This is a genomic window from Azohydromonas aeria, assembly GCF_009760915.1.
GTDB lineage: Bacteria > Pseudomonadota > Gammaproteobacteria > Burkholderiales > Burkholderiaceae_C > Azohydromonas > Azohydromonas aeria.
This window is the reverse complement of sequence record NZ_VIDQ01000024.1, coordinates 42,359-62,779: the sequence shown is the minus strand read 5'-3', so window position 1 is coordinate 62,779 and position 20,421 is coordinate 42,359. Positions and strand designations below refer to the sequence as shown.

The following is a 20,421-nucleotide window of genomic DNA, read 5'->3' as shown; positions in this document are numbered from 1 at the left end:
TCGGGCGGTGCAATTCTCGAGTGTGCCACCTACCCTTCCGGGCATCGATGGCGGCCATGCAAGCCGCCTTCAGCCGCATCGGACAACGCCGTCATCGGCACAACCATCAGGAGACAACCCATGCAGATTGCCTTGCGCTCTCACCTGGCGAAGTTGGGCACGTTCGTCGCCACCGTGGCGCTGGCCACGGGCACCGCGCTCGCTGCGTTCCCCGAAAAGCCGATCCGCCTCGTCGTGCCCTTCGCACCGGGCGGTGGCACGGACATGATCGCCCGCACGCTCGGCCAGGGCATGGGCAAGGAACTCGGCCAGACGATCGTCGTGGACAACCGGCCCGGCGCGGGCACGGTCATCGGCACCGATGCCGTGGCCAAGAGCCCGGCCGACGGCTACACGCTGGTGATGGCGTCGTTCGCCCATGCGGTCAATCCCAGCCTGATGCCCAAGCTGCCGTATGCCTGGGACAAGGCCTTTGCGCCGGTGATGCTGGTCGGCCGCGGCCCCAATGTGCTGGTGGTGCGGGCCGAGAGCCCGTACAAGAGCGTCAAGGACATCGTCGCGGCGGCCAAGGCGTCGCAGGGCAAGCTCACCTTCGCCAGCCAGGGCAACGGTACCTCGGCCCACCTCGCCGGCGAGATGTTCAACCACCTGGCCAAGGTCCAGACGCTGCACGTGCCCTACCGCGGCGCGGGCCCGGCGCTCAACGACCTGCTTGCCGGGCAGGTGGACATGATGTTCGGCACTGCGGCCGCCGTGGCCAACCTGCTGGAGTCCGGCAAGCTGCGCGCGCTGGCGGTCACGACGCCCGAGCGTTCGCCCGCCCTCAAGAACGTGCCTCCCGTTGCCGAGACCGTGCCCGGCTATGTGGTGGAGAGCTGGTACGGCCTGTACGCGCCCGCCGGCACGCCGGCCGACGTGATCACGAAGCTCAACGCTGCCGCCAGGAAGGCCGCGCGCACCGAGGAATTCGCCAAGAAGGTGGAGCAGGAGGGCCTGGTGATCAGCGCCGGCGCACCGGCCGAACTCGAGGCCTACGTGCGTACCGAGGAGGCTCGCTGGCGCAAGGTCGTCAAGGACAACAACCTCAAGGCCGACTGATCTCTTCAACTCCTTGTCACTTTCATCATGAGCAACGAATTCATCGACCTGCAGGTCCACGCCGGCATCGCCACGCTGACCCTCAATCGCCCCGACAAGCGCAACGCCATGAGCGACGCCATGCGCACCCAGTTCATCGAGGCGCTGGAGCACGTGGCCGCCGACAAGACGATCCGCGCCCTGGTCCTCACCGGCGCCGGCAAGGGCTTCTGTGCCGGCGGCGACATCGCTGGCATGGAGCGCCGCATGAACGCTCCGGCCGGCGAGATCGCCTTCAACGGCTGGCACCGACAGCAGCGCGTGCACCACACCCAGGCGCTGCTGCACACCATGCCCAAGCCGGTGGTTGCCGCAGTCAACGGCGCGGCTTCGGGCCTGGGTGCCGACACGGCGCTGGCCTGCGACTTCATCATCGCCAGCGAGTGGGCCAGCTTCACCTGGTCCTACATCCACCGCGGCATCGTGCCGGATGGCGGCGGCATGTACTTCCTGCCGCGCCGCGTGGGGCTGCCCAAGGCCAAGGAGCTGATCTTCACCGGCCGCAAAGTCGATGCCGACGAGGCCCTGTCGCTGGGCATCGTGGACCGCAAGGTCAGCGCCGAGACGCTCGTGGCCGATGCCCAGGCCTGGGCCGCCGAGCTGAGCCGGGGTTCGGCCACCGCGCTGGCCCTGGGCAAGACCATCCTCAACCAGAGCTTCGAGCTCAGCGCGCAGCAGGTCTTCGCCCAGGGCAGCCAGGCCCAGGGCATCTGCTACACGAGCACCGAGCACCGTGAATCCGTCATGGCGTTCCTCGCCAAGTCCGCCAAGTGAGTATCGACATGGACGCCATCTCCCGACTCCTGAAGCCCCGCAGCGTCGCCGTCATCGGCGCCTCGGCCGATGCCACCAAGACCGCCGGCCGCCCGGTGTCGTACCTGGTCAAGCACGGCTTCCAGGGCGACATCTATCCCGTGAACCCCAAGGCCGAGCGCATCGGCGAGCTGCGCTGCTACCCCGACGTGGCCTCGCTGCCGGCGGTGCCCGACGTGGCCATCGTGCTGCTGGGTGCCGAGCGGGCGCACCTGGCGGTGCATGACCTCGCCGCACGCGGCTGCGCTGCGGCCATCGTGCTGGCCAGCGGCTACACCGAGACCGGCGAGGAAGGCGCGCGGCGCCAGCGCCAGCTCATCGAGGCCGCGGGCTCCATGCGGTTGCTGGGCCCCAACACCATCGGGCTGGTGAACCTCACCGACAACATCGTGCTGTCGGCCACCGGCGCGCTGGAGATGGAGCATTTCCCAGTGGGCTCGATCGGCGTGGTGTCGCAGAGCGGCGGCATCCTGGGCGCGCTGCTGTCGCGCGCCGCGGCGCGGGGCATCGGGCTGTCCAAGCTGGTTTCCACCAGCAACGAGGTGGACCTGGAGCTGGCTGACTTCATCGACCACCTGGTGGACGACGAGGCCACCAGGGTGATCGCGCTCTACGTCGAGACGGTGCGCAACCCGGAGAAGTTCCGCGCCGCGGCGCTGCGGGCCGCGCGGGCCGGCAAGCCCATCGTCGCGTTCAAGATCGGCCGCTCCGAGGCCGGCGCGCAGGCGGCCGTGTCGCACACCGGCGCGCTGGCCGGGGCCGACCGCATGTACGACGCGCTGTTCCGGCAGACCGGCGTGATTCGGGCCCAGACCTTCAGCGACCTGCTCGACATCCCGGCCGCACTGGCCACGGGCCGCGTGCTGCGCAACAACCGCGTGGCGATCCTGACTTCCACGGGCGGCGCCGGCACGCTGGTGTCGGACAGCCTGGGCGTGTCGGGCTTCGAGACGCCGGCGCCGGACGCCGAGACGGCCGCCGCGCTGCGCGCGCTGCAGACCGGCGACCACGCCGCGCTGGACCGCAACCCCATCGACGTGACGCTGGCCGGGCTGCGGCCCGACCTGCTGCGCGGCGCCATCAAGGCGGTGCTGGCGAGCCCCAGCTACGACGCGCTGGTCGTGATCGTGGGTTCTTCCAGCCTGGCGATGCCCGAGCTCATGGCCGGCGCGATCCAGGACTGCCTGCCCCTGTCCGACAAGCCGGTGCTGGCCTACGTCAGCCCGCATGCGCCCGAAGTGGGCGCGCTGCTGACCCGGCGCGGCGTGCCGGCCTTTGCCGCGGCCGAGAGCTGCACGGCCGCCCTGGGCGGGATGCTGCAGGCCAGCCGGTGGAAGGCGCCCGTGGAGAAGGAACAGGCGCCGCAGGCGGCCGCCGTGCCGGCCGGCGACTTCCCCACCGGCTCGCTGGACGAGGCGCAGGCCAAGCAGCTCTTCGCGCGCTTCGGCGTGCCCTGCGCACGCGAGGTCGTCGTGCAGACGGCCGCCGAGGCCGAGCAGGCGGCGCGCGAGCTGGGCGGCCGGGTGGTGCTGAAAATCCTGTCGGGCGAGATCACGCACAAGAGCGACGTGGGCGGCGTGGCCGTGGGGCTGACGGCCGAGCATGTCGGCGCGCGGCTGGCCGAGATGGCCGCGCAAGTGGAAGCCCGGGCCGGCGTGCGGCCGCAGCGCTTCCTGGTGCAGGAGATGGTGGCCGGCGGCACGGAGCTGATCCTGGGCCTGCACCGCGACGCGCTGGGTACGGCCGTGCTGCTGGGCATGGGCGGCGTCACCGCCGAGCTGTTCAAGGACACCACGATGCGGCTGTTGCCGCTGGGTGGGCCGCTCAGCCGCGAGGAAGCGCTGTCGATGGCGCACGAGCTCAAGACCTGGCCGCTGCTCGACGGCTTCCGGGGCCGGCCCAAGGCCGACGTGGAGGCGCTGGTGGACACGATCGTCGCGTTCTCCGCCATGGCGGCGCAGCTCGGCGACCGCCTGGCCGAGGCCGAGATCAACCCGGTGTTCGTGCTGCCGCAGGGCCAGGGCGTGCGCGCCGCCGACGGCGTGGCCGTGCTGGCGCGCTGAACGACAAGACCGGAGCAGCGACATGACCGCCCGTGTGCACCTGGAACGCGACGGCGACGTGGCCGTCGTCGTGATCGACAACCCGCCCGTCAACGCCGGCTCGGCCGAAGTGCGCCGCGGCTTGCTGCAGGCCCTGGAGACGGTGGCCGGCGACGACGGCCTCCGGGCCGCCGTGCTCATCGGGGCGGGCAACACCTTCATCGCCGGCTCGGACCTGCGCGAGTTCGGGCAGCCGCTGCAGGAGCCGCAGCTGCCCGCCGTCATTGCCGCCATCGAGGCTTGCGACAAGCCCGTGGTCGCGGCGCTGCACGGTGCGGCGCTGGGCGGTGGCTTCGAGCTGGCGCTGGGCTGCGATGCCCGCGTGGCCGCTGCCGGCACGGTGGTGGGCCTGCCCGAGGTCACGCTGGGCATCATCCCCGGTGCGGGCGGCACGCAGCGGCTGCCGCGCCTGGTGGGCGTGCCCAAGGCCATCGAGCTGGTGTGCAGCGGTGCGCGAGTGACCAGCGGCCAGGCCCTGGCGCTGGGGCTCATCGACAGCGAGGCTGAAGGCGAGCTGCGCGCGGCGGCCGTGGCGCATGCGCGCCGCCTCGTGGGCAGCAAGGCCCGCGTGCGCGACCGCGGCGTGCCGGCGGCAGACGCCCAGGCCGTGGAGCAGGCCTCGGCGGCCGCACTCAAGGCCGGCAAGGGGCGCCCGGCGGTACGTGCGGCCATCGAGGCCGTGGTCTCCGCGGCGCAGTTCCCGATCGATGAGGGTCTGCTGCGCGAGCGCTCCGCTTTCCAGGACCTGCGCGTCTCGCGCGAGGCGCGCGCGCTGCGCCACCAGTTCTTCGCCGAGCGCGACAGCGCGCGGCTGCCCGAAGTCGAAGGCGTGGCGCCCCGCCCGGTGCAGCACGTCGCCGTCATCGGCGCGGGCACCATGGGCACCGGTATCGCCATCGCCGCGCTCGATGCCGGTTTCGACGTCGCGCTGCTGGAGCAGGACGAGGCCGCGTTGCGGCGTGGCGTTGAACGCATCCGCGAGCATTACGCGGGCCGCGTGCAGGCGGGCAAGCTCAAGGCCTCGGTGGCCGCGCAGTGCGAGCTGCGGCTGCAGCCCACCACCGACTGGTCGGTGCTGGCCTTGAGCGACCTGGTGATCGAGGCGGTGTTCGAGGACCTGGAAGTCAAGCGGCAGGTGTTCGCCCGCATCGACGGCCTGGCCCGGCCCGGCGCGGTGCTGGCCTCCAACACCTCGTACCTGGACCTGGACGCGATCGCGCAGGCCACGCGGCGCCCGCGGGACGTGATCGGGCTTCACTTCTTCAGCCCGGCCCACGTGATGCGGCTGCTGGAGGTGGTACGCGGTGCGGCCACGGCGCCCGACGTGCTGGCCACCGGGCTGGTGTTGGCCAAGCGGCTGCGCAAGCTGCCCGTCGTCACGGGCAATGCCTTCGGCTTCATCGGCAACCGCATCTACGCGGCCTACCGTCGGCAGTGCGAATTCATGATCGAGGAAGGTGCCTGGCCCGAAGAGGTGGACGCCGCGCTGGAGGCCTTCGGCTTTGCCATGGGACCGTTCGCGGTGGCGGACCTCTCGGGCCTGGACATCGCCTGGCGCATGCGCCAGGCGCAGGCCGCCACGCGCGATCCGGCCGCGCGCTACGTGCATATCCCGGACCGGCTGTGCGAGGCCGGGCGCCTTGGGCGCAAGACCGGGGCAGGCTACTACCTCTATGAAAGCGGCAGCCGGGGCCGCAAGAGCGATCCTGCCGTGCATGGGCTCATCGAGCAGGCCCGCGCCGACAAGGGCCTGGTGCGGCGCACGCTGGGCGATGGCGAGATCCAGCGCCGCGCGCTGCTGGCCATGGTCAACGAGGCCGCGCGGCTGCTCGCCGAGGGCGTGGCCCGCCGCGCCAGCGACGTGGACGTGGTGCTGGTCAACGGCTTCGGCTTCCCGCGCTGGGAGGGCGGTCCGGTGTTCTGGGCGCGCGAGCGCGGCGCCGAGGCGCTCGCCCAGGACATGGACTGGCTGGCTGAGCTCAGTGGCGCGGGCTTCGTGCGCGGCGACCTGCGCCACGTGCTGCAGCAGGCCGAGTGACCCCCTGCTTTCACCAAACCTATCAAAAGATTCCCATGACCCGACACGCCTTCATTTGCGACGCGCTGCGCACGCCCTTTGGCCGCTACGGCGGCAGCCTTTCCTTCGTGCGCGCCGACGACCTGGGCGCCGTGCCCCTGAAGGCGCTGGCCGCGCGCCATCCCAACCTTGACTGGGAAGCCTTCGGCGACGTGATCTACGGCTGCGCCAACCAGGCCGGCGAGGACAACCGCAACGTCGCGCGCATGTCGCTGCTGCTGGCCGGGCTGCCGGTGAGCCTGCCCGGCAGCACGGTGAACCGCCTGTGTGGCTCGGGCATGGACGCCATCGGCACCGCGGCGCGGGCCATCAAGGCCGGCGAGGCCGAGTTGATGCTCGCCGGCGGTGTGGAGAGCATGAGCCGCGCGCCCTTCGTCATGCCGAAGGCCACGTCCGCGTTCAGCCGCCAGAACTCGGTGGAAGACACCACCATCGGTTGGCGCTTCGTCAACCCGGCGATGAAGGCGGCTTACGGCGTGGATTCCATGCCCGAGACGGCGGAGAACGTCGCCACCGAGTTCGGCATCAGCCGCGAGGACCAGGACCGGTTCGCGCTGGCCTCCCAGCAGAAGACCGTGGCGGCGCAGAAGGCCGGGCTCCTGGCCACCGAGATCACGCCGGTGACGATTGCGCAGAAGAAGGGCGAGGCGCTGGTGGTGAGCCGGGACGAGCACCCGCGCGAGACCTCGCTGGAGGCACTGGCCAAGCTGCGGGGCGTGGTGCGCCCGGACGGTACCGTCACCGCCGGCAATGCCTCGGGCGTCAACGACGGCGCTGCCGCGCTGATCCTGGCCGGCGAAGCGGCCGCCGCGCGCCAGGGCCTGACGCCGCGCGCGCGCGTGGTGGGCATGGCCACCGCCGGCGTGGCGCCGCGCATCATGGGCATCGGCCCGGCGCCGGCCACGCGCAAGGTGCTGCAGCTCACGGGCTTGAGCCTGGAGCAGATGGACGTGATCGAGCTCAACGAGGCCTTCGCGGCCCAGGGCCTGGCCGTGCTGCGCCAAATGGGCCTGCGCGACGACGACCCGCGCGTGAACCCGTGGGGCGGCGCCATCGCGCTGGGCCACCCGCTCGGCGCCAGCGGCGCGCGGCTGGTGACGACGGCCGTGAACCAGTTGCACCACAGCGGCGGACGCTACGCGCTGTGCACGATGTGCATCGGCGTGGGCCAGGGCATCGCGGTCGTGCTCGAAAGGGTCTGACCCATCGGCGCGCCGTAGCGGCCTCGCGCGCCGAGGTCCCTCTCGTGCGGGCTTCCGCACCCGTTGCAGACGTCCGCCCTCTGCCTGGCAGCACCCAGCGTGCGGCCAGTGTTCCCAGCCCCGCCCCGCCCAGGTGCGGCCTTCCATCCATAACCTGAAGATGAGGAGACACCCATGATGAAAAAATCGCCATCGCGACGGCCCTCCTGCCGGCGGCTTTCGTCGCGCAGGCCCAAACCAGCGTGAACCTCTACGGCCTGGTCGATGCCGGCGTGGAGGTCGTCAACCATGCCAGCGCCACGGGAGGCACCGTCACGCGCCTGACCTCGGGGGGCATGAACACGTCCCGCTGGGGCATCCGGGGCAGCGAGGACCTGGGCGGCGGCCTCAAGGCCGTGTTCCAGCTCGAATCCGGCATCTTCATCGACAACGGCACGGTGGACACGCCCAGCAGCGTTCCCAGCGGGCTGTTCCGCCGCCAGTCCTATGTCGGCCTCCCAGCCGTGGCGCAGCTGAGCGACATCACCAAGGTCGATGCGCCCGACACCTTCGAGCGCCCGATCTACGCCGGCAACGCCATCGCTGTTCAGCAGAGCGCCGACCCGGTCAAGGTCATCACGGTGCGCACCACCGGCTTCGACGCGGCGCCGGCCACCGGCGGCAGCGCGGCGGTGGAGACCATCGCGGCGGTGGGCGACAGCGGCAAGAGCGCCTTCGTCGGCCGCGAGCTGACCAAGTCGGACCGGCCCGAGCTGACGGCGGCCAAGATCATCGTCAGCGGCGGCCGCGCGCTGGGCTCGGCGGAGAAGTTCACCGAAGTGCTCACGCCGCTGGCCGACAAGCTCGGCTGGAGGCTGACATAGTCACGGCCGTGCCGGAACTCTCTCAGCAATTGAGCTGAACATTGGCGCCGTGAACCAAGCGGTCCTTATCGAGCGCGAAGGTGACGTGCAGGTGGTTGTCATCGGCAATCTGCCGGTCAACGCCGGCCTGGCTGACGTAAGGCGTGGTCTGCTCGGCGCCATCCAGCCACGGTCGATCAAGCGCAGCGATACCCGGCGTTCGGTAACGCGATCCAGTGCTTTTGGCACGGGATGGTAAGGGGCTTGGGCGGGTAAAGCTTTCGCTGCGGCTACGGTCCGCTGGTTTCTTTACTTCTCTTTGCCTCCTCCTTCTCTTTTTCCTTCTTCTCTTTGTCGTAATGCCACTTGATGGCGAAGAACATGCCTGTGCCGAACACGAGAATCTTGAAAATGAAGAAGATTATGGGAATCCACTCCATCAATTGAGCGTTTCTGGCCATTACTCGACACCGTGTACTGTGAGCAGCGCCACGTCAAAAAAATGCTTCAGCAACTTCATTTTGTTCAGTCATTGTCGGATTCGACTTCTGTTGGATCATGACCTTCACGCGGCATAAGAGCGTGTGCCTGGTTTGATCGGTAGACCTGCTACGACTCACGATCGATTTTCCACGTGCTTGCGCTTTTTCCAGCTGCCCGCAAGTAGATAAATGGTGGCACTGGGTGGTTTCTCATCGCCGATACGCATCACCAGTTTCAACGCAGAAGCCACGCTGGCAAGCCGAATCAACAGCAACCAGCCCAGTTGTTGCAATTTTCGAGTGGATTGCATGGTATTCATCCGTGATTGCCTTCAGTGGTATCCGTCGCCGTGTCGTACCTTGCCGCGGAAAACCCAGTAGCCCCAGGCCGTGTACATCAGGATGACCGGGACGATCAGCAGCGCGCCCACCAGCGCGAAGCCCAGGCTTTGCGGCGGGCCAGCCGCCTCCCAGATGGAAATGCCGGGTGGAATGATGTTGGGCCACAGGCTGATGCCCAAGCCGCTGTAGCCCAGAAGGACCAGCAGCAGCAGGCTGCCCAGGCGCGCGATCTCGACGGCGTAGCGCGTCGCCTCGGCTGCCATGTCGGGGATGCCGAAGAGGATCAGCGGCACGCCTGCGCCGGGGTGGTTCTCCCAATGGCCCTCGATGGCCGCGAGCTTGGCCGGCTGGTGCTCTCCCATGCCGAAGGCGACGGCAAGGATCTTGAGCCAGTAGTGGTAGAGGTCCAGGTAAACCTGCTCTTGAGTACGCAGCCAGGCGCCTTCGAGCACGGCCAGGAAGCTGGCCAGGCCGATGGTCAGGGGCCGGGAAGACGATGTGAAAGGAGACGGTGAACCCGAACTGGATCCGGGCGAGCAGCAAGGCATCGAAGTCGAACATGGGCTGTCCTGGGGAAGCGCCGTGGAGCAGCACGGCCCTGGAGCGGGGCCACGTCGGGGTACTGCTTCGCGAAGCCAAACCGTGAGGGTCACGGGCTCCGGTGTCCAGGGCGCACGACGAGTGCGTGCGGCGTCCTGCGGGAATGCCGTGAGAGTACGGATCAGGCGGTGGCCAGAACAGCTTCAGCTGGTACGATTTTTTTGCGTATCAGATGCGAACGGCAAGGGCATGGAGCGTGCAGAGGTCTGCCAGCAGCCTTGCTGTTTCCGGGCCGTAGCCGCCCTGGTATGGAGAGCTTGCCTGTTTCCCGAACAGGCCGTAACAGCCGGTTTTCCAACCCGTTCTGGCTATCGGCGATGCGTCGCAATGTCTGCCACGGGCTGGCCGTCGCTGCGGCGGCACACCTGGGTCCAGCTCCAGTGGCCACAGCCGGCCTGGCGCCGGGCCAGCAGGCGCAACTCGATCTCCTCGCCGACGTTGACGTTGCCGTGGAAGACGATCTGCCGCTCGCGCACCGCCGCGCGGTCGTCGGCCAAGCCCCAGGCCCAGTGCGCGCGATCCGTCAGGGCCTGGAAGCTGGCGCAGTACAGCAGCCCGGCGCCATTGAAATCGTTGGCGGGACAGGGGCGGACCGTATCGCGTGCCAGGAGCGGTGCGTGTTTGCCGACCAGGAAGCGTTCATGCCAGGCGCCGGCACGCACGGCGCGCGTACTCTGCGCGTAGGCCGCCGCTTCCTCGCTATCACCAGCATTGGAAGCGGATGGGACCGGCACCAGCGGCACGCGCACCACCGAGTGGTTGTCGCCGGCGCGCTCGCGGGCCACGAACACCGAGAGCATCTCCAGTTGCGCCAGCGCCCCGTCCGGGCCGAGCAGCCACTGCCGGCTGTAATGCTGCGAGCGACCCACCCGGGTGCCGCGCAACTGCCAGCGCAGCCGCTGGTCTTCCTGTACGCCCTGCAGCCGGGCCTCACGCAGGTGCACTTGCGTGAAGGCGGCATAGACGCGGCGGTCTTGGGCGTCGCGCAGGGCGCCGGGCCGGCAGCCCAGACTGGCGGCCAGGTGTTGCCAATGCCGATCGCCGGCCTCCTTGAGCAGCCAGTTCTCCGACAGGCCCAGGCTGTTCAGCTGCGGCATGCCCACGATGACGTCCGCGACGCCCTGCGGAAGTTCGGCCGATGCGGCCGATGCGGCCAGCGCGTGCCCGGTCGGCATGGCGCGGCGGCTCAGGCCAGGGCGGGCTGGACCGCCCGGGCTGCGGGCTGCCGGGCCTCGCGCGAGGTGGCCAGCCGTTGCGAGATCACGTCCACCAGGTGCTGCGCGTCGTCGGCCACGCCCAGGAAGCGCCCGGAGCCCCAGGTGTGCAGCCAGGGCAGGCCCAGGAAGTACAGCCCCGGCACGGGCGAGACGCCACGCGTGAAGCGCGGGTGGCCGCGGCCGTCGAAGGCAGGCAGGTCGATCCAGCGGTAGTCGGGCCGGAAGCCGATGGCCCAGACGATGCTCGTGATGCCGGTGGCGCGCAGGTCCAGTGCCGTCGGGTCTGATTCGGGCGCCCAGACCTTCTCGAACGGCGCCTCCTCGGGTGCCTCGATGCCGTTGGCGGCGATGTACTTGTCGATGTCGCGGCGGATGCTGCAGTACACCTCGTCAGCCTCGTCGAGGTTGCGGGTGAGGTCGGACCTGAACGTGACCTGGCCGTCGCGGATGTCGTCAAGCGTGCCGTAGAGCCGGACGCCTTCCAGCGCGAAGCGGCGCAGGTCGATCTCGTGGCCGCCATCGCGGCCGGTCATGTAGTGGTTGGTCTTGTGGCGGGCCTCGTCGCCCAGCGGGTGCCGGTCCACCGTCAGCTTGTAAAAACCCAGCTCGTGCAGCCACTCGGTGGCTTCGCGGCCGCGGTACACGCGCGGCGAGCGCGGTGCGGAGCCCACCGCCAGGTGCACCTTGCGGCCGGCCAGGTGCAGGTCTTCCATGATCTGCACCCCCGACTGGCCCGAGCCCACCACCAGCACCTCGCCCGGCGGCAGCTGCTGCGGGTTGCGGTAGGCCACGGAGTGCACCTGCACGATGTCCGCGGGCAGGGCATGGGCGCAAGCCGGGACGATCGGGATGTCGTAGCCGCCGGTGGCCACCACCACGTGGTCGGCGTGGCAAGTGCCGATGGAGGTCTCCACTTCGAAGGCGCCCGAGGCCTGGCGGCTCACGCGCGTGACGGCCACGCCCTCGAAGAGCGGCGGCTGCACCTTGGCGGCAAAGGCCTCCAGGTAGGCCACGATCTCGTCGCGCAGCATGAAGCCCTTGGGGTCCGGACCGGCGTAGGGGAAGTCGGGCAGCTGGCACTGCCAGTTGGGCGTGACCAGGCAGAAGCTGTCCCAGCGCTCGCTGCGCCAGGAGTGGCCGACGCGGCGCTTCTCCAGCACGACGTGCCCGATGCCCTGCTGCTGGAGGTAGTGGCTGGTGGACAGGCCGGCCTGCCCACCGCCGACCACGACGACGGGGTAGTGATCAGCCAGCTTGGCAGGGGATTCGGGCGAGGTGATGCTCATGATGCGGTCTCAACGGTGGAAGTGAAGGAGTGCGCTGTTGCGGCGCTTTCAATGCGCTGGGCTGAAGCCGACGACCTCGACCCGCGCGCCCGGCTGCTCGGCCCAGCGGCGCACGAGCGTCTCGACCCGGTCGAGCTGGTCGCCGGCGCGCGAGCAGGTGAAGCCGAACTTGGCCTGCACGCGCTCGTTGGCGATGGCGGTGGCCTCGCGCAGCCGCTGGATGAAGTCCTGCAGCGCGTAGGCCTGGCCGGGCTGGAAGTAGTCCTGGATCACCAGCGAGGGCGAATAGCAGGTGGTTTCGCTGGCATCGGGCCAGCGCAGCGTGTAATGCATGGCGGGCATGCGCGTCCTCTCAAGCAGTGACTGAATGGGCGGGGGCGATGAAGACGGGAACGGCGTCCGGGGCCAGCACCTCGCGGTACCAGGCTTCGTGCAGGGCCGCACTGCGCGCCCAGCCGTGTTCCAGGCAGACGCTGGGTGGCGAGGACGGACGCGGCAGCAGGGCAGCCTGCTGCAGGCCCGCGGCCACGGAGCCCTCGTCCAGCGGGTCGCACCACGCCACGGCCGGGCAGCCGGCCAGGTGCTCGGTGAACGGGGGTCGTTGCGACACCAGCACCGGCGTGCCGCAGGCCAGCGCCTCCAGCGCCACCAGCCCGAAACCCTCCACCAGCGACGGCATGGCGAGCAGCCGGGCGCGGCGCATCAGCGCCGGCAGGGCCGCGTCGGGCAGCGGCCCGGTGCGCCATACCGCGGCATCCGTTCCTTCGCTCAGACCAAGCTCGCGCAGCGCGTCGCCCCAGCCGCGCAGCGCGGGGCCATGGTCCAGCAGGCTGGCGCCGCCGGCCATCACCAGCCGGGCATCGGCCCAGGCCGGGTCGGCGGCGCGCAGCCGGGCGAAGGCGCGCAGCAGGCGCAGGCTGTTCTTGCGCTGCTCGATGCCGCCCACGGCCAGGCACAGCGGCGCACCGTCGTCCGGCAGTCCCAGGGACCGCAGCAGCTCCGCGTCGCCGGCTTGTGGAATGGGCGTGAAGCGCTCCAGGTTCACGCCGTTGAACATGCGCTGCGGCTGGACGCCGTGCTCGCGGCGCATCCGGTCGCACCAGATGTCGCTGACACAGGCCAGCGCGCGGGCCTCGCGCCAGGCGCGTGCCTGCCAGGCCGCGAGTTGCGGCTCGCTGAAATCGTCCAGGTGGTGCACGGTTCGCACCCACGGCGGCAGGCCGGGGCCACGCTGCGCCAGCGTGGACAGCGCGTTGCCGCTGAGGCTGTCCTGCGCGTGCAGCAGATCGAAGCGGCCGGCGGTCAGCACGGCGGGCAGGCCCTGCTCCAGCGCGGCGATGCGCTGGCCCACCTGCTCGACCAGCGTGCCGCCGATGCGCGGCAGCGGCAGTAGCGCCACGCGGCAGCTCACGGCGCGGAACAACCGCTGTCCTGGCTCCGCCGGGGCGATGACCGTCACCGCGTGGCCGCGCGCGCCGAGCGCCTCGGCCAGCTCCAGCGTGTGCACCACGCCGCCGCGCGGCAGCACCGAGTGCGTCAGCAGCGCGATGCGCAGGGCCCCGGTCATGCTGCCCTCCGCCCGGTCATGAACGGCTGCGCCGCGAAGTCCCACAGCGTCGCCTCGCACGGCGCGGCGCCGTCCGTGCCGTTCGATGTCAGCACCACGCGTGGCTCGGCCGTGACGGCGCCGATGTCCGCGCAGGCGATGCCGCGCTTCGTGAAACGCTGCGCCACCGCGCCGGCGTGCCCGGGCCTGACGCTGAGCAGGTAGCCGAAGCTGGGAAAGGCACTGAGCCAGCGCAGCCGCGCCTCGGCCGCTGTCGCGCCACCAGCCTGCCAGGGCGGCATGCCGGCCGGGCACGGCAGCCGATCCAGCGCAATGCGCGCTCCCGCGGCCGAGCACTCCAGCAGCATCAGCGCCGTGCCCAGCACGCCGGCCATGGAGATGTCCTTGCCCGCGTCGCACAGCCCGTCTTCGGCCAGCGCGGGCAGCAGCGCCAGGTCCTCGCGCAGCCGCGCGGCCGGCGCCTCGGTGGAGGCGTCCCAGAACGGGTAGGGGTCGTGCCAGTGCCCGCGCAGGTCCACCGCCATCAGCAGCCGGTCGCCGGGCCGGGCTGCGAAGCTGGAGATCAGCGACCGGGCGTGCCCCAGCACCGCCACGGCCAGCTGCCCGGCGTCGCTGCGCAGGTTGGTGTGGCCACCCACCAGCGGCACGCCGTAGCGCTCGCAGGCCGCGCGCATGCCGGCCAGCAGCTGGGCGGTCTGCCCGTCGTCGCGGCTCCACAGCGCATCCACCACTGCCGTTGGCCGCCCGCCCATCGCGGCCACGTCGCTGAGGTTGACCATGACCGCGCTGTAGCCGGCAAACCAGGGGCTGGCCTGTACGAAGTCCTGCACCAGCCCCTCGATGGCCAGCAGCTGCCAGCCGCCGGCGCCGTCGGGCAGCGCGGCGCAGTCGTCGCCATTGGGCACGCCGGTGCGCTCGCCGCCCGAGGTTGAATCGAGCTGCTGCAGCACGGCGCCGATGTCGCCCTTGTGCGCGAAGCCGCGGCTGGCGCGCAAAGCGCCGACCAGCGCTTGCAGATCAGTCATGGCGGCCTCCCTGGGGCGACCGGGCCAGCACGAAGCCGGCGTAGGGCGTAGCGCAGGGCGGGTAGTGCGCCAGGTCGGCGCGCATGCGCGCGTGCGGGCGGCCGTGCAGCGTCACCTCGTCCAGCACCTGCCAATGCAGCCGGCGGAACAGCGGGACGTTCTGCGCCTGGACATGGGCCAGGAAGTCAATGCAGCCGCAGGCGTGCGCGCTGCTGACGGCCAGCCGGATGAGCGTGCTGCCCAGGGCGCCATGCCGGCGCCAGTCGTGCCGCACCGCCAGGCGCGAGCCCCACCAGCGCCCCGGCACTTCCTCGTGGATGCGCACCGTGCCGACGACCTCGTCGGGCTGCCCGCCCCAGCACGACAACGCCACCAGCAGCCGCGTGCTGGGCTCGCACAGGTCGATGTCGTCCAGGTCGTCGCCATCGAACAGCCGCTGCTCGCCGCAGAACACCTGGCGCCGCAGCGCCAGCGCCTGCGCCTGCATCCAGGGCCCGCTGGCCCACTGGATGCGGAACTCCTGCGGCTCGAAGGTGGAGGGTAGCTCGCACCAGGCGGGCAGGGCCGTGGTGACGGGGTCGGGCAGCGTGGCGAGGCTCATGCGTGGGCTCCCGGGGTTCAGGCCGCCAGCGGCGTCTCGTAGCGCGACAGCGTCGAGCAGGCGGCGCAACGGCCGCAGCCGGCCTTGATGTCGCCGGCGCGCAGCCCCGCCTCCGCCACCAGGCGGCCCAGCGGCTCCAGCACGCTGCGCATGAACTCGGCCGGCGGCGCCGGGTAGTCCTCCAGGGGCGTGCCGCTGATGGGCACGAAAGGCACCACGAACGGATAGACGCCCAGCGCCAGCAGCCGCTCGCTCGTGGCCAGCAGCGTCTCGGCCGAATCGCCCAGCCCGGCCAGCAGGTATGTGGACACCTGGCCGCGGCCGAACACCGCCACTGCCGCCTCGAAGGCGTCCCAGTAGCGCGCCAGCGGCACCTCGGCCTTGCCGGGCAGGATGCGCTGGCGCAGCGCCTCGCCCACCACTTCCAGGTGCATGCCCAGCGTGTCCACGCCGGCGTCCTTCAGGCGCTGGAACCAGGCATCGGAGTCCGGCGGCTCGCACTGCGCCTGCAGCGGCAGGTCCACCGCCGCCTTCACGGCCTGCGCGCTCTCGCACAGCACGAGCGCGCCGCGATCCGGCGTGGCCGGCGTGCCGGTGGTCATCACCATGTGCTTCACGTTGTCGAGCTCCACGGCCGCTTTCGCCACCTCGGCCAGCTGCTGCGGGGTCTTGCGCGCGATGGTGCGGCCCGCTGCCAGCGACTGGCCGATGGCGCAGAAGCGGCAGGCCTTGCGCCGGCTCTCGTAGCGGATGCAGGTCTGCAGCACCGTGGTGGCCAGCACGTCGGCGCCGTGCAGCGTGGCGATGTGGCTGTACGGGATGCCGTCGGCCGTGCTGCGCGCATAGAAGCGCGGCTGCGCCGGGAAGGCGATGCTGGCGATGGGGATGCTGCCGCGGCGCAGCGTGCTGCGCCCGTCGGGCCCGGGCGCGTCGGCAACGAAGGGCGAGTTGAAGGCGGTGTGGGTGTGCACCGGCACCATCAGCGTTGTGCCGTCCACGGTGACGGCCTTGTGGTCCGAGGGCCCGGCGCCGCCGCGGCGGCTGGGCGCGCCGCTGCCCGGGTCGGCCAGGCGCAGCCCCTGCGACTGCAACTCGGTCATCAGGCGGTGCAGGGCACCGGGGTCCTGGGAACCCGAAGGCGTGGCGATGGCGATGGCGAGGTCGGTCATGGGCGGGTCCTGGGTGGTGGAAGGTCAGGCGGCGCGGCGCGGAACGTCCGGCGCGGTAAAGGGCGGGGCGGTGCCACTGTCTGCGGCCGGTGGGGTTGCCACCGCAACTTCGTCGGCAGCCGGGCGCAGCGGCTGCGTGGTGGCGGCCGGCTCGCGGCGGATCGCGAGGCTCAGCAGCTCGGGGCGGGCGTAGTGGCCCACCGAGTCCATCATCCGCTTGCGCTTGGCAATGAGCGCCAGGTCCAGGTCGGCGACGACCAGCCCCTCGCCTTCAGTCAGCGGCTCGGCCAGGTACTTGCCTTCGGGCGAGACGATGGCGCTGTGGCAGCCACCGCGCAGCGCCCCCTGCAGCTTCTCGTCGGGCGTGACGGCGCGGATCTGCTCGTTGGTCAGCCAGCCGGTGGCGTTGACCACGAAACAGCCTGACTCCAGCGCGTGGTGGCGGATGGTCACGCCCATCTGGTCGGCGAAGACCTGGCCGACCAGAGAGCCCGGGAACTGCGCGCAGTGGATCTCCTCGTGCTCGGCCATGAGCGCGTAGCGCGCCAGCGGGTTGTAGTGCTCCCAGCAGGCGAGTGCCCCGACGCGGCCCGCGCGCGTGTCCACGGCCTTCAGGCCGCTGGCGTCGCCCTGGCCCCAGACCATGCGCTCGTGGTAGGTGGGCGTGAGCTTGCGGCGCTTGAGCAAGAGCGTGCCGTCGGCGTCGAAGACCAGCTGCGTGTTGTAGAGGCTGCCGTGGTCGCGTTCGTTGATGCCCAGCACCACCACCATGCCGGCCTCGCGCGCGGCGGCCGACACGGCATCGGTCATGGGTCCGGGCACCGTCGGGGCGCGCTCCATGAGCAGCAGGTGCGCCGGGCCCTGCAGCACCGGCGGCTGCACGAAGGAGAAGTACGGGTAGTAGGGAACGAAGGTCTCCGGAAAGACGATCAGCTCCACGCCCCGGCGCGCCGCGTCGCGGATGGTCTCCAGCACGCGCGCGGTGGTGCCGTCGGCGCTGTCGAGGTCGGGGGCGATCTGCGCGGCCGCGGCGCGCACCGACTTGCGCTGCTTCGTGTCAGCCATGTCGGGCTTTCGCTTACAGCGTCCAGCTGTCGAGGATGAAGGCGCCGGCCTTGCGGTGCAGCAGCACCAGGTCCAGCACGTCCAGCGGGTTGATGGGGCGGATGCCCTCGATCAGCGCGCCCTCGCCGTGGCCGTAGAGCGCCTGCAACGCGAAGCGACAGGCGTAGACCTTGCCGCCCTCGGCGATGAACTTGGTGATCTGGTTGTTGAAGTTCTGGTGCCCGGGGAAGGCCTCGTCACCCAGCTTCGGGAAGCCGCGCTTGACGCCCAGCGTCACGCCCGGGCCGTAAAGCAGGATCGACGTGTCGAAGCCCTTGCGCTGCAGCCGCGTGGCCTGCAGCAGGTTCACCAGGCCGATGGAGCCTTCGAACGCCACGGTGTGAAAGGTGACGAGTGCCTTCTCGCCGGGCTCGGCCTTCACGTCCTCGAAGACCTTCTCTTCGTAATCAACCAGGAAATCGCCCTTCTGGGCGGCGGGATGGGTGACCTTGGGCATGGCTCGTCCTCGTGCGGTGTTGGAGCGGTGCCGCAGCCGCGGTTCGGTGGCTGCCGGCAGCGCGCCCGGCGGGTGCCGGACGCTGGACTCCATTGCGACGGCCATGCCACGGCGCCTGGCGCGCATGCGACCAACACCCGATCAACAGAGCGAACGCCACCCGGACCGCGCAGCCATCCGGCCGGCGGGCGCCGCGGGAACCCTGCCGCCACGCGCACCAAGACCGGTCGCGGCCCGATGCAATCAATGCATCCGATCAATGGGGCGGATGCACCGGGATTGATCAGCCTCAAGGCGAGAACCCGATGCGATCAGGCCTTGCGATCGGCACGTTTCGTGCGGCAGCGGCGCCCATGCAACACCGGCCCTCGCGGCCTTGACGCCATGCCCTTCACCCACTGGCTTGCGCGCCTGCGCGGCAGCACGCTGCCCGCGTACCAGCTGATTCCGGAGCTGATCGCGGAGGACCTGCAGCAGGGCCGCCTGGCGCCGCGTGAGCGGCTGCCGCCGCTGCGCGAGCTCGCCGTGAAGCTGCAGCTCAACTACACGACCGTGGTGCGCGGCTTTGCCGAGGCGCGCGAGCGCGGGCTCGTCGCCTCGCGGCCCGGGCTGGGTTCGTTCGTGCGCGGCTCCTTCATCGGACTGCCGCTGCGCGCGGGCACGGGCGCCGAGATGACGATGAACATGCCGCCGGAGATCGAGGACCATCCGGCCCTGCGCGCCCTGCAGGAAGAAGCGGCCGCGGCCATCGCCGCCACGCCGCTGCACGACCTGATGCGCTACCAGGACTTCGGCGGCACCTCGCGAGACCGCGCGCTGGCCGCCGCCTGGCTGCGCCAGTGGGTGCCGACGGCCGCGCCCGAGCGCGTGCTGGTGGCACCGGGCATCCATGCCGTGCTGCTGGCGCTGGTGTCGATGCTGGTGAAGAAGGGGCAAAGCCTGTGCGTGGAGCCGCTGGTCTATCCCGGGCTCAAGGCCATCGCGGCGCACCTGGGCGTGCAGCTGCTGCCGCTGGAGATGGACGAGGACGGCCTGCGGCCCGAGACCTTCGAGGCGGCGTGCCGCAGCGCGCCCGTCGGCGCCCTGTACCTGTGTCCCAACCTGCACAACCCGACCACCGCGACGCTGCCGATGCGCCGGCGCGAGCGGCTGGCCGACATCGCCGAGCGCTTCAGCATCCCGATCATCGAGGACGATGCCTACGGCATGCTGCCCGCAGCCACGCCGCCGCCGCTGGCCGATTTCGCGCCGGAGCTCACCTACTACGTCAGCGGCTTCTCCAAGTGGCTCGGCGCCGGGCTGCGCACGGCCCAGGTGCTGGCGCCCTCGGTGGCCACGGCGCAGCGCCTGGCCGGCGCGCTGCGGGCCATGACGGTGATGGCCTCGCCCATCACCAACGCCGTGGTGGCCGACTGGCTGGAGCAGGGACAGGCGAGCGCGGTGCTCGCGGCGATCCGTGAGGAATGCGCCTGGCGCAGCGCGCTGATCCGCGAGCACCTCGGTGCGCGCGGCGTGCGCACGCAACCCAACGGCTTTCACGCCTGGCTGCCGCTGGCGCAGGGCGCCGACGGCCGCTGCGTGGCCGGCGACATCGCCGCATCGCTGCAGGCGCTGGGCGTGGCGGCAGTGGCGGCCAGCGCCTTCTCCACCGACCGTCAGCCACCCGAGGCGCTGCGGCTGTGCCTGGGCGGCGCCTTGACACGCAACGACTGCGGCCGGGCGCTGCTGGCCGTGGGCAAGGCGCTGGACGAGTGCCGGGCGGCGCCGTAGCGCCGCCATCCAGGCTGCATCATCCGCAGCTCATCGGTGACCTGCGGATACCCGAGAGCGCATGCAACGCGCCAGACTTGCCAGTCCTATTTCGTGAACACCTTGTCCAGGTCCGCGAAGCCCTTGACTTCGATCGGGTTGCCGCTCGGATCGCGGAAGAACATCGTGGCCTGCTCGCCAGCCTCGCCTTCGAACCGCACGCTGGGCGGAATCACGAAGTCCACCTGCTGGCTCGTCAGCCGCTCGGCCAGGTCCTTCCAGTCCGGCATGGCCATCACGAGTCCAAGGTGGGGCATGGGCACCTGGTGGTCTCCCACCAGTCCGGTATTCGTGACCGCGAAGGGTTCACCGAGGTGCAGCGAAATCTGGTGACCGAAGAAGTCGAAATCGACCCAGGTGTCGGTGCTTCGGCCTTCGCGGCAGCCCAGCAGACTCCCATAGAAGGCGCGTGCCTCGTCAAGGTCGCGAACGTGGTAGGCCAGGTGGAAACTCGTGCGCATGGCAAGGTCAATGAGTGTGTTTTCCGGATGGCCCGGCGGATTCCCGACGGGAGAACCAATCCGGGCCGCTGCGCCAGTGTGACCGAGACCCGCGCGCCGCGCGACGCACTCCTGGTTTCAAACCCGGG

At 70.7% G+C, this 20,421-nt stretch carries 19 protein-coding genes and 4 pseudogenes; 9 read left to right on the top strand and 14 right to left on the bottom strand.

Annotated features, from left to right (window positions below):
• The first annotated feature begins 120 nt into the window (after window positions 1-120).
• From FJ694_RS15875 to FJ694_RS15840, 8 genes and pseudogenes are all read left to right on the top strand, one after another.
• A complete protein-coding gene (locus tag FJ694_RS15875) occupies window positions 121-1,098 on the top strand; it encodes a tripartite tricarboxylate transporter substrate binding protein (RefSeq protein ID WP_157268217.1) in 978 nt (325 codons plus the stop codon).
• A gap of 27 nt (window positions 1,099-1,125) precedes the next feature.
• Complete coding sequence (locus tag FJ694_RS15870; protein WP_157268216.1) at window positions 1,126-1,911, top strand: enoyl-CoA hydratase/isomerase family protein; 786 nt, start codon at window positions 1,126-1,128, stop codon at window positions 1,909-1,911.
• An 8-nt stretch (window positions 1,912-1,919) separates the two neighbouring features.
• Window positions 1,920-4,013, top strand: a complete 2,094-nt coding sequence (locus FJ694_RS15865) for an acetate--CoA ligase family protein (RefSeq protein ID WP_157268215.1) — start codon at window positions 1,920-1,922, stop codon at window positions 4,011-4,013.
• Between the two features lie 22 nt (window positions 4,014-4,035).
• Window positions 4,036-6,090, top strand: a complete 2,055-nt coding sequence (locus tag FJ694_RS15860; RefSeq protein WP_157268214.1) for a 3-hydroxyacyl-CoA dehydrogenase NAD-binding domain-containing protein — start codon at window positions 4,036-4,038, stop codon at window positions 6,088-6,090.
• 35 nt (window positions 6,091-6,125) lie between these two features.
• A complete protein-coding gene (gene pcaF, locus FJ694_RS15855) occupies window positions 6,126-7,331 on the top strand; it encodes a 3-oxoadipyl-CoA thiolase (protein ID WP_157268213.1) in 1,206 nt (401 codons plus the stop codon).
• A 185-nt stretch (window positions 7,332-7,516) separates the two neighbouring features.
• A pseudogene (locus FJ694_RS37130) lies at window positions 7,517-7,816 on the top strand (porin); the annotation flags it as partial.
• Between the two features lie 18 nt (window positions 7,817-7,834).
• Window positions 7,835-8,179, top strand: a pseudogene (locus tag FJ694_RS15845) (electron transfer flavoprotein subunit alpha/FixB family protein); the annotation flags it as partial.
• Between the two features lie 64 nt (window positions 8,180-8,243).
• Window positions 8,244-8,432 (top strand): hypothetical protein, encoded by a 189-nt coding sequence (locus FJ694_RS15840; RefSeq protein ID WP_157268212.1) that lies wholly within the window; start codon window positions 8,244-8,246, stop codon window positions 8,430-8,432.
• 31 nt (window positions 8,433-8,463) lie between these two features.
• Here the strand turns inward: FJ694_RS15840 and FJ694_RS36735 are convergent, their stop codons facing one another.
• The 13 genes and pseudogenes from FJ694_RS36735 to FJ694_RS15785 form a co-directional block, all read right to left on the bottom strand.
• Entirely contained in the window at window positions 8,464-8,613 is a 150-nt protein-coding gene (locus tag FJ694_RS36735) for a hypothetical protein (protein ID WP_198320856.1), read from the bottom strand.
• A gap of 176 nt (window positions 8,614-8,789) precedes the next feature.
• Window positions 8,790-8,975: a hypothetical protein gene (locus FJ694_RS15835; protein ID WP_157268211.1), complete on the bottom strand. Its 186-nt coding sequence runs from the start codon at window positions 8,973-8,975 to the stop codon at window positions 8,790-8,792.
• Between the two features lie 12 nt (window positions 8,976-8,987).
• Window positions 8,988-9,386: pseudogene (locus FJ694_RS36730) on the bottom strand (cytochrome d ubiquinol oxidase subunit II); the annotation flags it as partial.
• Between the two features lie 30 nt (window positions 9,387-9,416).
• Window positions 9,417-9,545 (bottom strand): annotated as a pseudogene (locus FJ694_RS37775) (hypothetical protein); the annotation flags it as partial.
• Window positions 9,546-9,905: 360 nt separating this feature from the next.
• Entirely contained in the window at window positions 9,906-10,772 is an 867-nt protein-coding gene (locus FJ694_RS15825; protein WP_157268210.1) for a Pnap_2097 family protein, read from the bottom strand.
• Between the two features lie 11 nt (window positions 10,773-10,783).
• Complete coding sequence (locus FJ694_RS15820; RefSeq protein WP_157268209.1) at window positions 10,784-12,100, bottom strand: MSMEG_0569 family flavin-dependent oxidoreductase; 1,317 nt, start codon at window positions 12,098-12,100, stop codon at window positions 10,784-10,786.
• Window positions 12,101-12,148: 48 nt separating this feature from the next.
• Entirely contained in the window at window positions 12,149-12,442 is a 294-nt protein-coding gene (locus tag FJ694_RS15815; protein WP_157268208.1) for an MSMEG_0570 family nitrogen starvation response protein, read from the bottom strand.
• A 10-nt stretch (window positions 12,443-12,452) separates the two neighbouring features.
• Window positions 12,453-13,667 carry an MSMEG_0565 family glycosyltransferase gene (locus FJ694_RS15810; RefSeq protein ID WP_157268207.1) on the bottom strand — a complete coding sequence of 405 codons (1,215 nt, stop codon included), beginning with the start codon at window positions 13,665-13,667 and terminating at the stop codon, window positions 12,453-12,455.
• Window positions 13,664-14,692: a sll0787 family AIR synthase-like protein gene (locus FJ694_RS15805; RefSeq protein WP_157268206.1), complete on the bottom strand. Its 1,029-nt coding sequence runs from the start codon at window positions 14,690-14,692 to the stop codon at window positions 13,664-13,666. The genes FJ694_RS15810 and FJ694_RS15805 overlap by 4 nt, the downstream gene beginning before the upstream one ends.
• Entirely contained in the window at window positions 14,685-15,293 is a 609-nt protein-coding gene (locus tag FJ694_RS15800) for an MSMEG_0567/Sll0786 family nitrogen starvation N-acetyltransferase (protein WP_157268205.1), read from the bottom strand. The genes FJ694_RS15805 and FJ694_RS15800 overlap by 8 nt, the downstream gene beginning before the upstream one ends.
• Before the next feature lie 17 nt (window positions 15,294-15,310).
• Complete coding sequence (locus tag FJ694_RS15795) at window positions 15,311-16,393, bottom strand: MSMEG_0568 family radical SAM protein (protein WP_157268237.1); 1,083 nt, start codon at window positions 16,391-16,393, stop codon at window positions 15,311-15,313.
• A 93-nt stretch (window positions 16,394-16,486) separates the two neighbouring features.
• On the bottom strand, window positions 16,487-17,527 hold the full coding sequence (locus FJ694_RS15790; RefSeq protein WP_157268204.1) for a Nit6803 family nitrilase: 1,041 nt from the start codon (window positions 17,525-17,527) through the stop codon (window positions 16,487-16,489).
• 13 nt (window positions 17,528-17,540) lie between these two features.
• Window positions 17,541-18,023: an MSMEG_0572/Sll0783 family nitrogen starvation response protein gene (locus FJ694_RS15785; protein WP_157268203.1), complete on the bottom strand. Its 483-nt coding sequence runs from the start codon at window positions 18,021-18,023 to the stop codon at window positions 17,541-17,543.
• Between the two features lie 384 nt (window positions 18,024-18,407).
• Here FJ694_RS15785 and FJ694_RS15780 point away from each other — a divergent pair, with 384 nt between their 5' ends.
• On the top strand, window positions 18,408-19,793 hold the full coding sequence (locus FJ694_RS15780; RefSeq protein WP_157268202.1) for an aminotransferase-like domain-containing protein: 1,386 nt from the start codon (window positions 18,408-18,410) through the stop codon (window positions 19,791-19,793).
• 86 nt (window positions 19,794-19,879) lie between these two features.
• Here FJ694_RS15780 and FJ694_RS15775 read toward each other — a convergent pair whose 3' ends face one another.
• The gene (locus FJ694_RS15775) at window positions 19,880-20,293 is read right to left on the bottom strand and encodes a VOC family protein (RefSeq protein ID WP_157268201.1); all 414 of its coding nucleotides are present in this window, start codon (window positions 20,291-20,293) and stop codon (window positions 19,880-19,882) included.
• Between the last annotated feature and the right edge of the window lie 128 nt (window positions 20,294-20,421).

Excerpts from the sequence above, each read along its gene's own strand:
- FJ694_RS15865 (WP_157268215.1), top strand. The coding sequence starts at position 1,920 with ATGGACGCCATCTCCCGACTCCTGAAGCCCCGCAGCGTCGCCGTCATC.
- FJ694_RS15870 (WP_157268216.1), top strand. The coding sequence starts at position 1,126 with ATGAGCAACGAATTCATCGACCTGCAGGTCCACGCCGGCATCGCCACG.
- FJ694_RS15795 (WP_157268237.1), bottom strand. The coding sequence starts at position 16,393 with ATGACCGAGTTGCAGTCGCAGGGGCTGCGCCTGGCCGACCCGGGCAGC.
- pcaF (WP_157268213.1), top strand. The coding sequence starts at position 6,126 with ATGACCCGACACGCCTTCATTTGCGACGCGCTGCGCACGCCCTTTGGC.
- FJ694_RS15875 (WP_157268217.1), top strand. The coding sequence starts at position 121 with ATGCAGATTGCCTTGCGCTCTCACCTGGCGAAGTTGGGCACGTTCGTC.
- FJ694_RS15860 (WP_157268214.1), top strand. The coding sequence starts at position 4,036 with ATGACCGCCCGTGTGCACCTGGAACGCGACGGCGACGTGGCCGTCGTC.
- FJ694_RS15820 (WP_157268209.1), bottom strand. The coding sequence starts at position 12,100 with ATGAGCATCACCTCGCCCGAATCCCCTGCCAAGCTGGCTGATCACTAC.
- FJ694_RS15785 (WP_157268203.1), bottom strand. The coding sequence starts at position 18,023 with ATGCCCAAGGTCACCCATCCCGCCGCCCAGAAGGGCGATTTCCTGGTT.
- FJ694_RS15790 (WP_157268204.1), bottom strand. The coding sequence starts at position 17,527 with ATGGCTGACACGAAGCAGCGCAAGTCGGTGCGCGCCGCGGCCGCGCAG.
- FJ694_RS15825 (WP_157268210.1), bottom strand. The coding sequence starts at position 10,772 with ATGCCGACCGGGCACGCGCTGGCCGCATCGGCCGCATCGGCCGAACTT.
- FJ694_RS15805 (WP_157268206.1), bottom strand. The coding sequence starts at position 14,692 with ATGACTGATCTGCAAGCGCTGGTCGGCGCTTTGCGCGCCAGCCGCGGC.
- FJ694_RS15780 (WP_157268202.1), top strand. The coding sequence starts at position 18,408 with ATGCCCTTCACCCACTGGCTTGCGCGCCTGCGCGGCAGCACGCTGCCC.
- FJ694_RS36735 (WP_198320856.1), bottom strand. The coding sequence starts at position 8,613 with ATGGAGTGGATTCCCATAATCTTCTTCATTTTCAAGATTCTCGTGTTC.
- FJ694_RS15800 (WP_157268205.1), bottom strand. The coding sequence starts at position 15,293 with ATGAGCCTCGCCACGCTGCCCGACCCCGTCACCACGGCCCTGCCCGCC.
- FJ694_RS15775 (WP_157268201.1), bottom strand. The coding sequence starts at position 20,293 with ATGCGCACGAGTTTCCACCTGGCCTACCACGTTCGCGACCTTGACGAG.
- FJ694_RS15815 (WP_157268208.1), bottom strand. The coding sequence starts at position 12,442 with ATGCCCGCCATGCATTACACGCTGCGCTGGCCCGATGCCAGCGAAACC.
- FJ694_RS15835 (WP_157268211.1), bottom strand. The coding sequence starts at position 8,975 with ATGAATACCATGCAATCCACTCGAAAATTGCAACAACTGGGCTGGTTG.
- FJ694_RS15810 (WP_157268207.1), bottom strand. The coding sequence starts at position 13,667 with ATGACCGGGGCCCTGCGCATCGCGCTGCTGACGCACTCGGTGCTGCCG.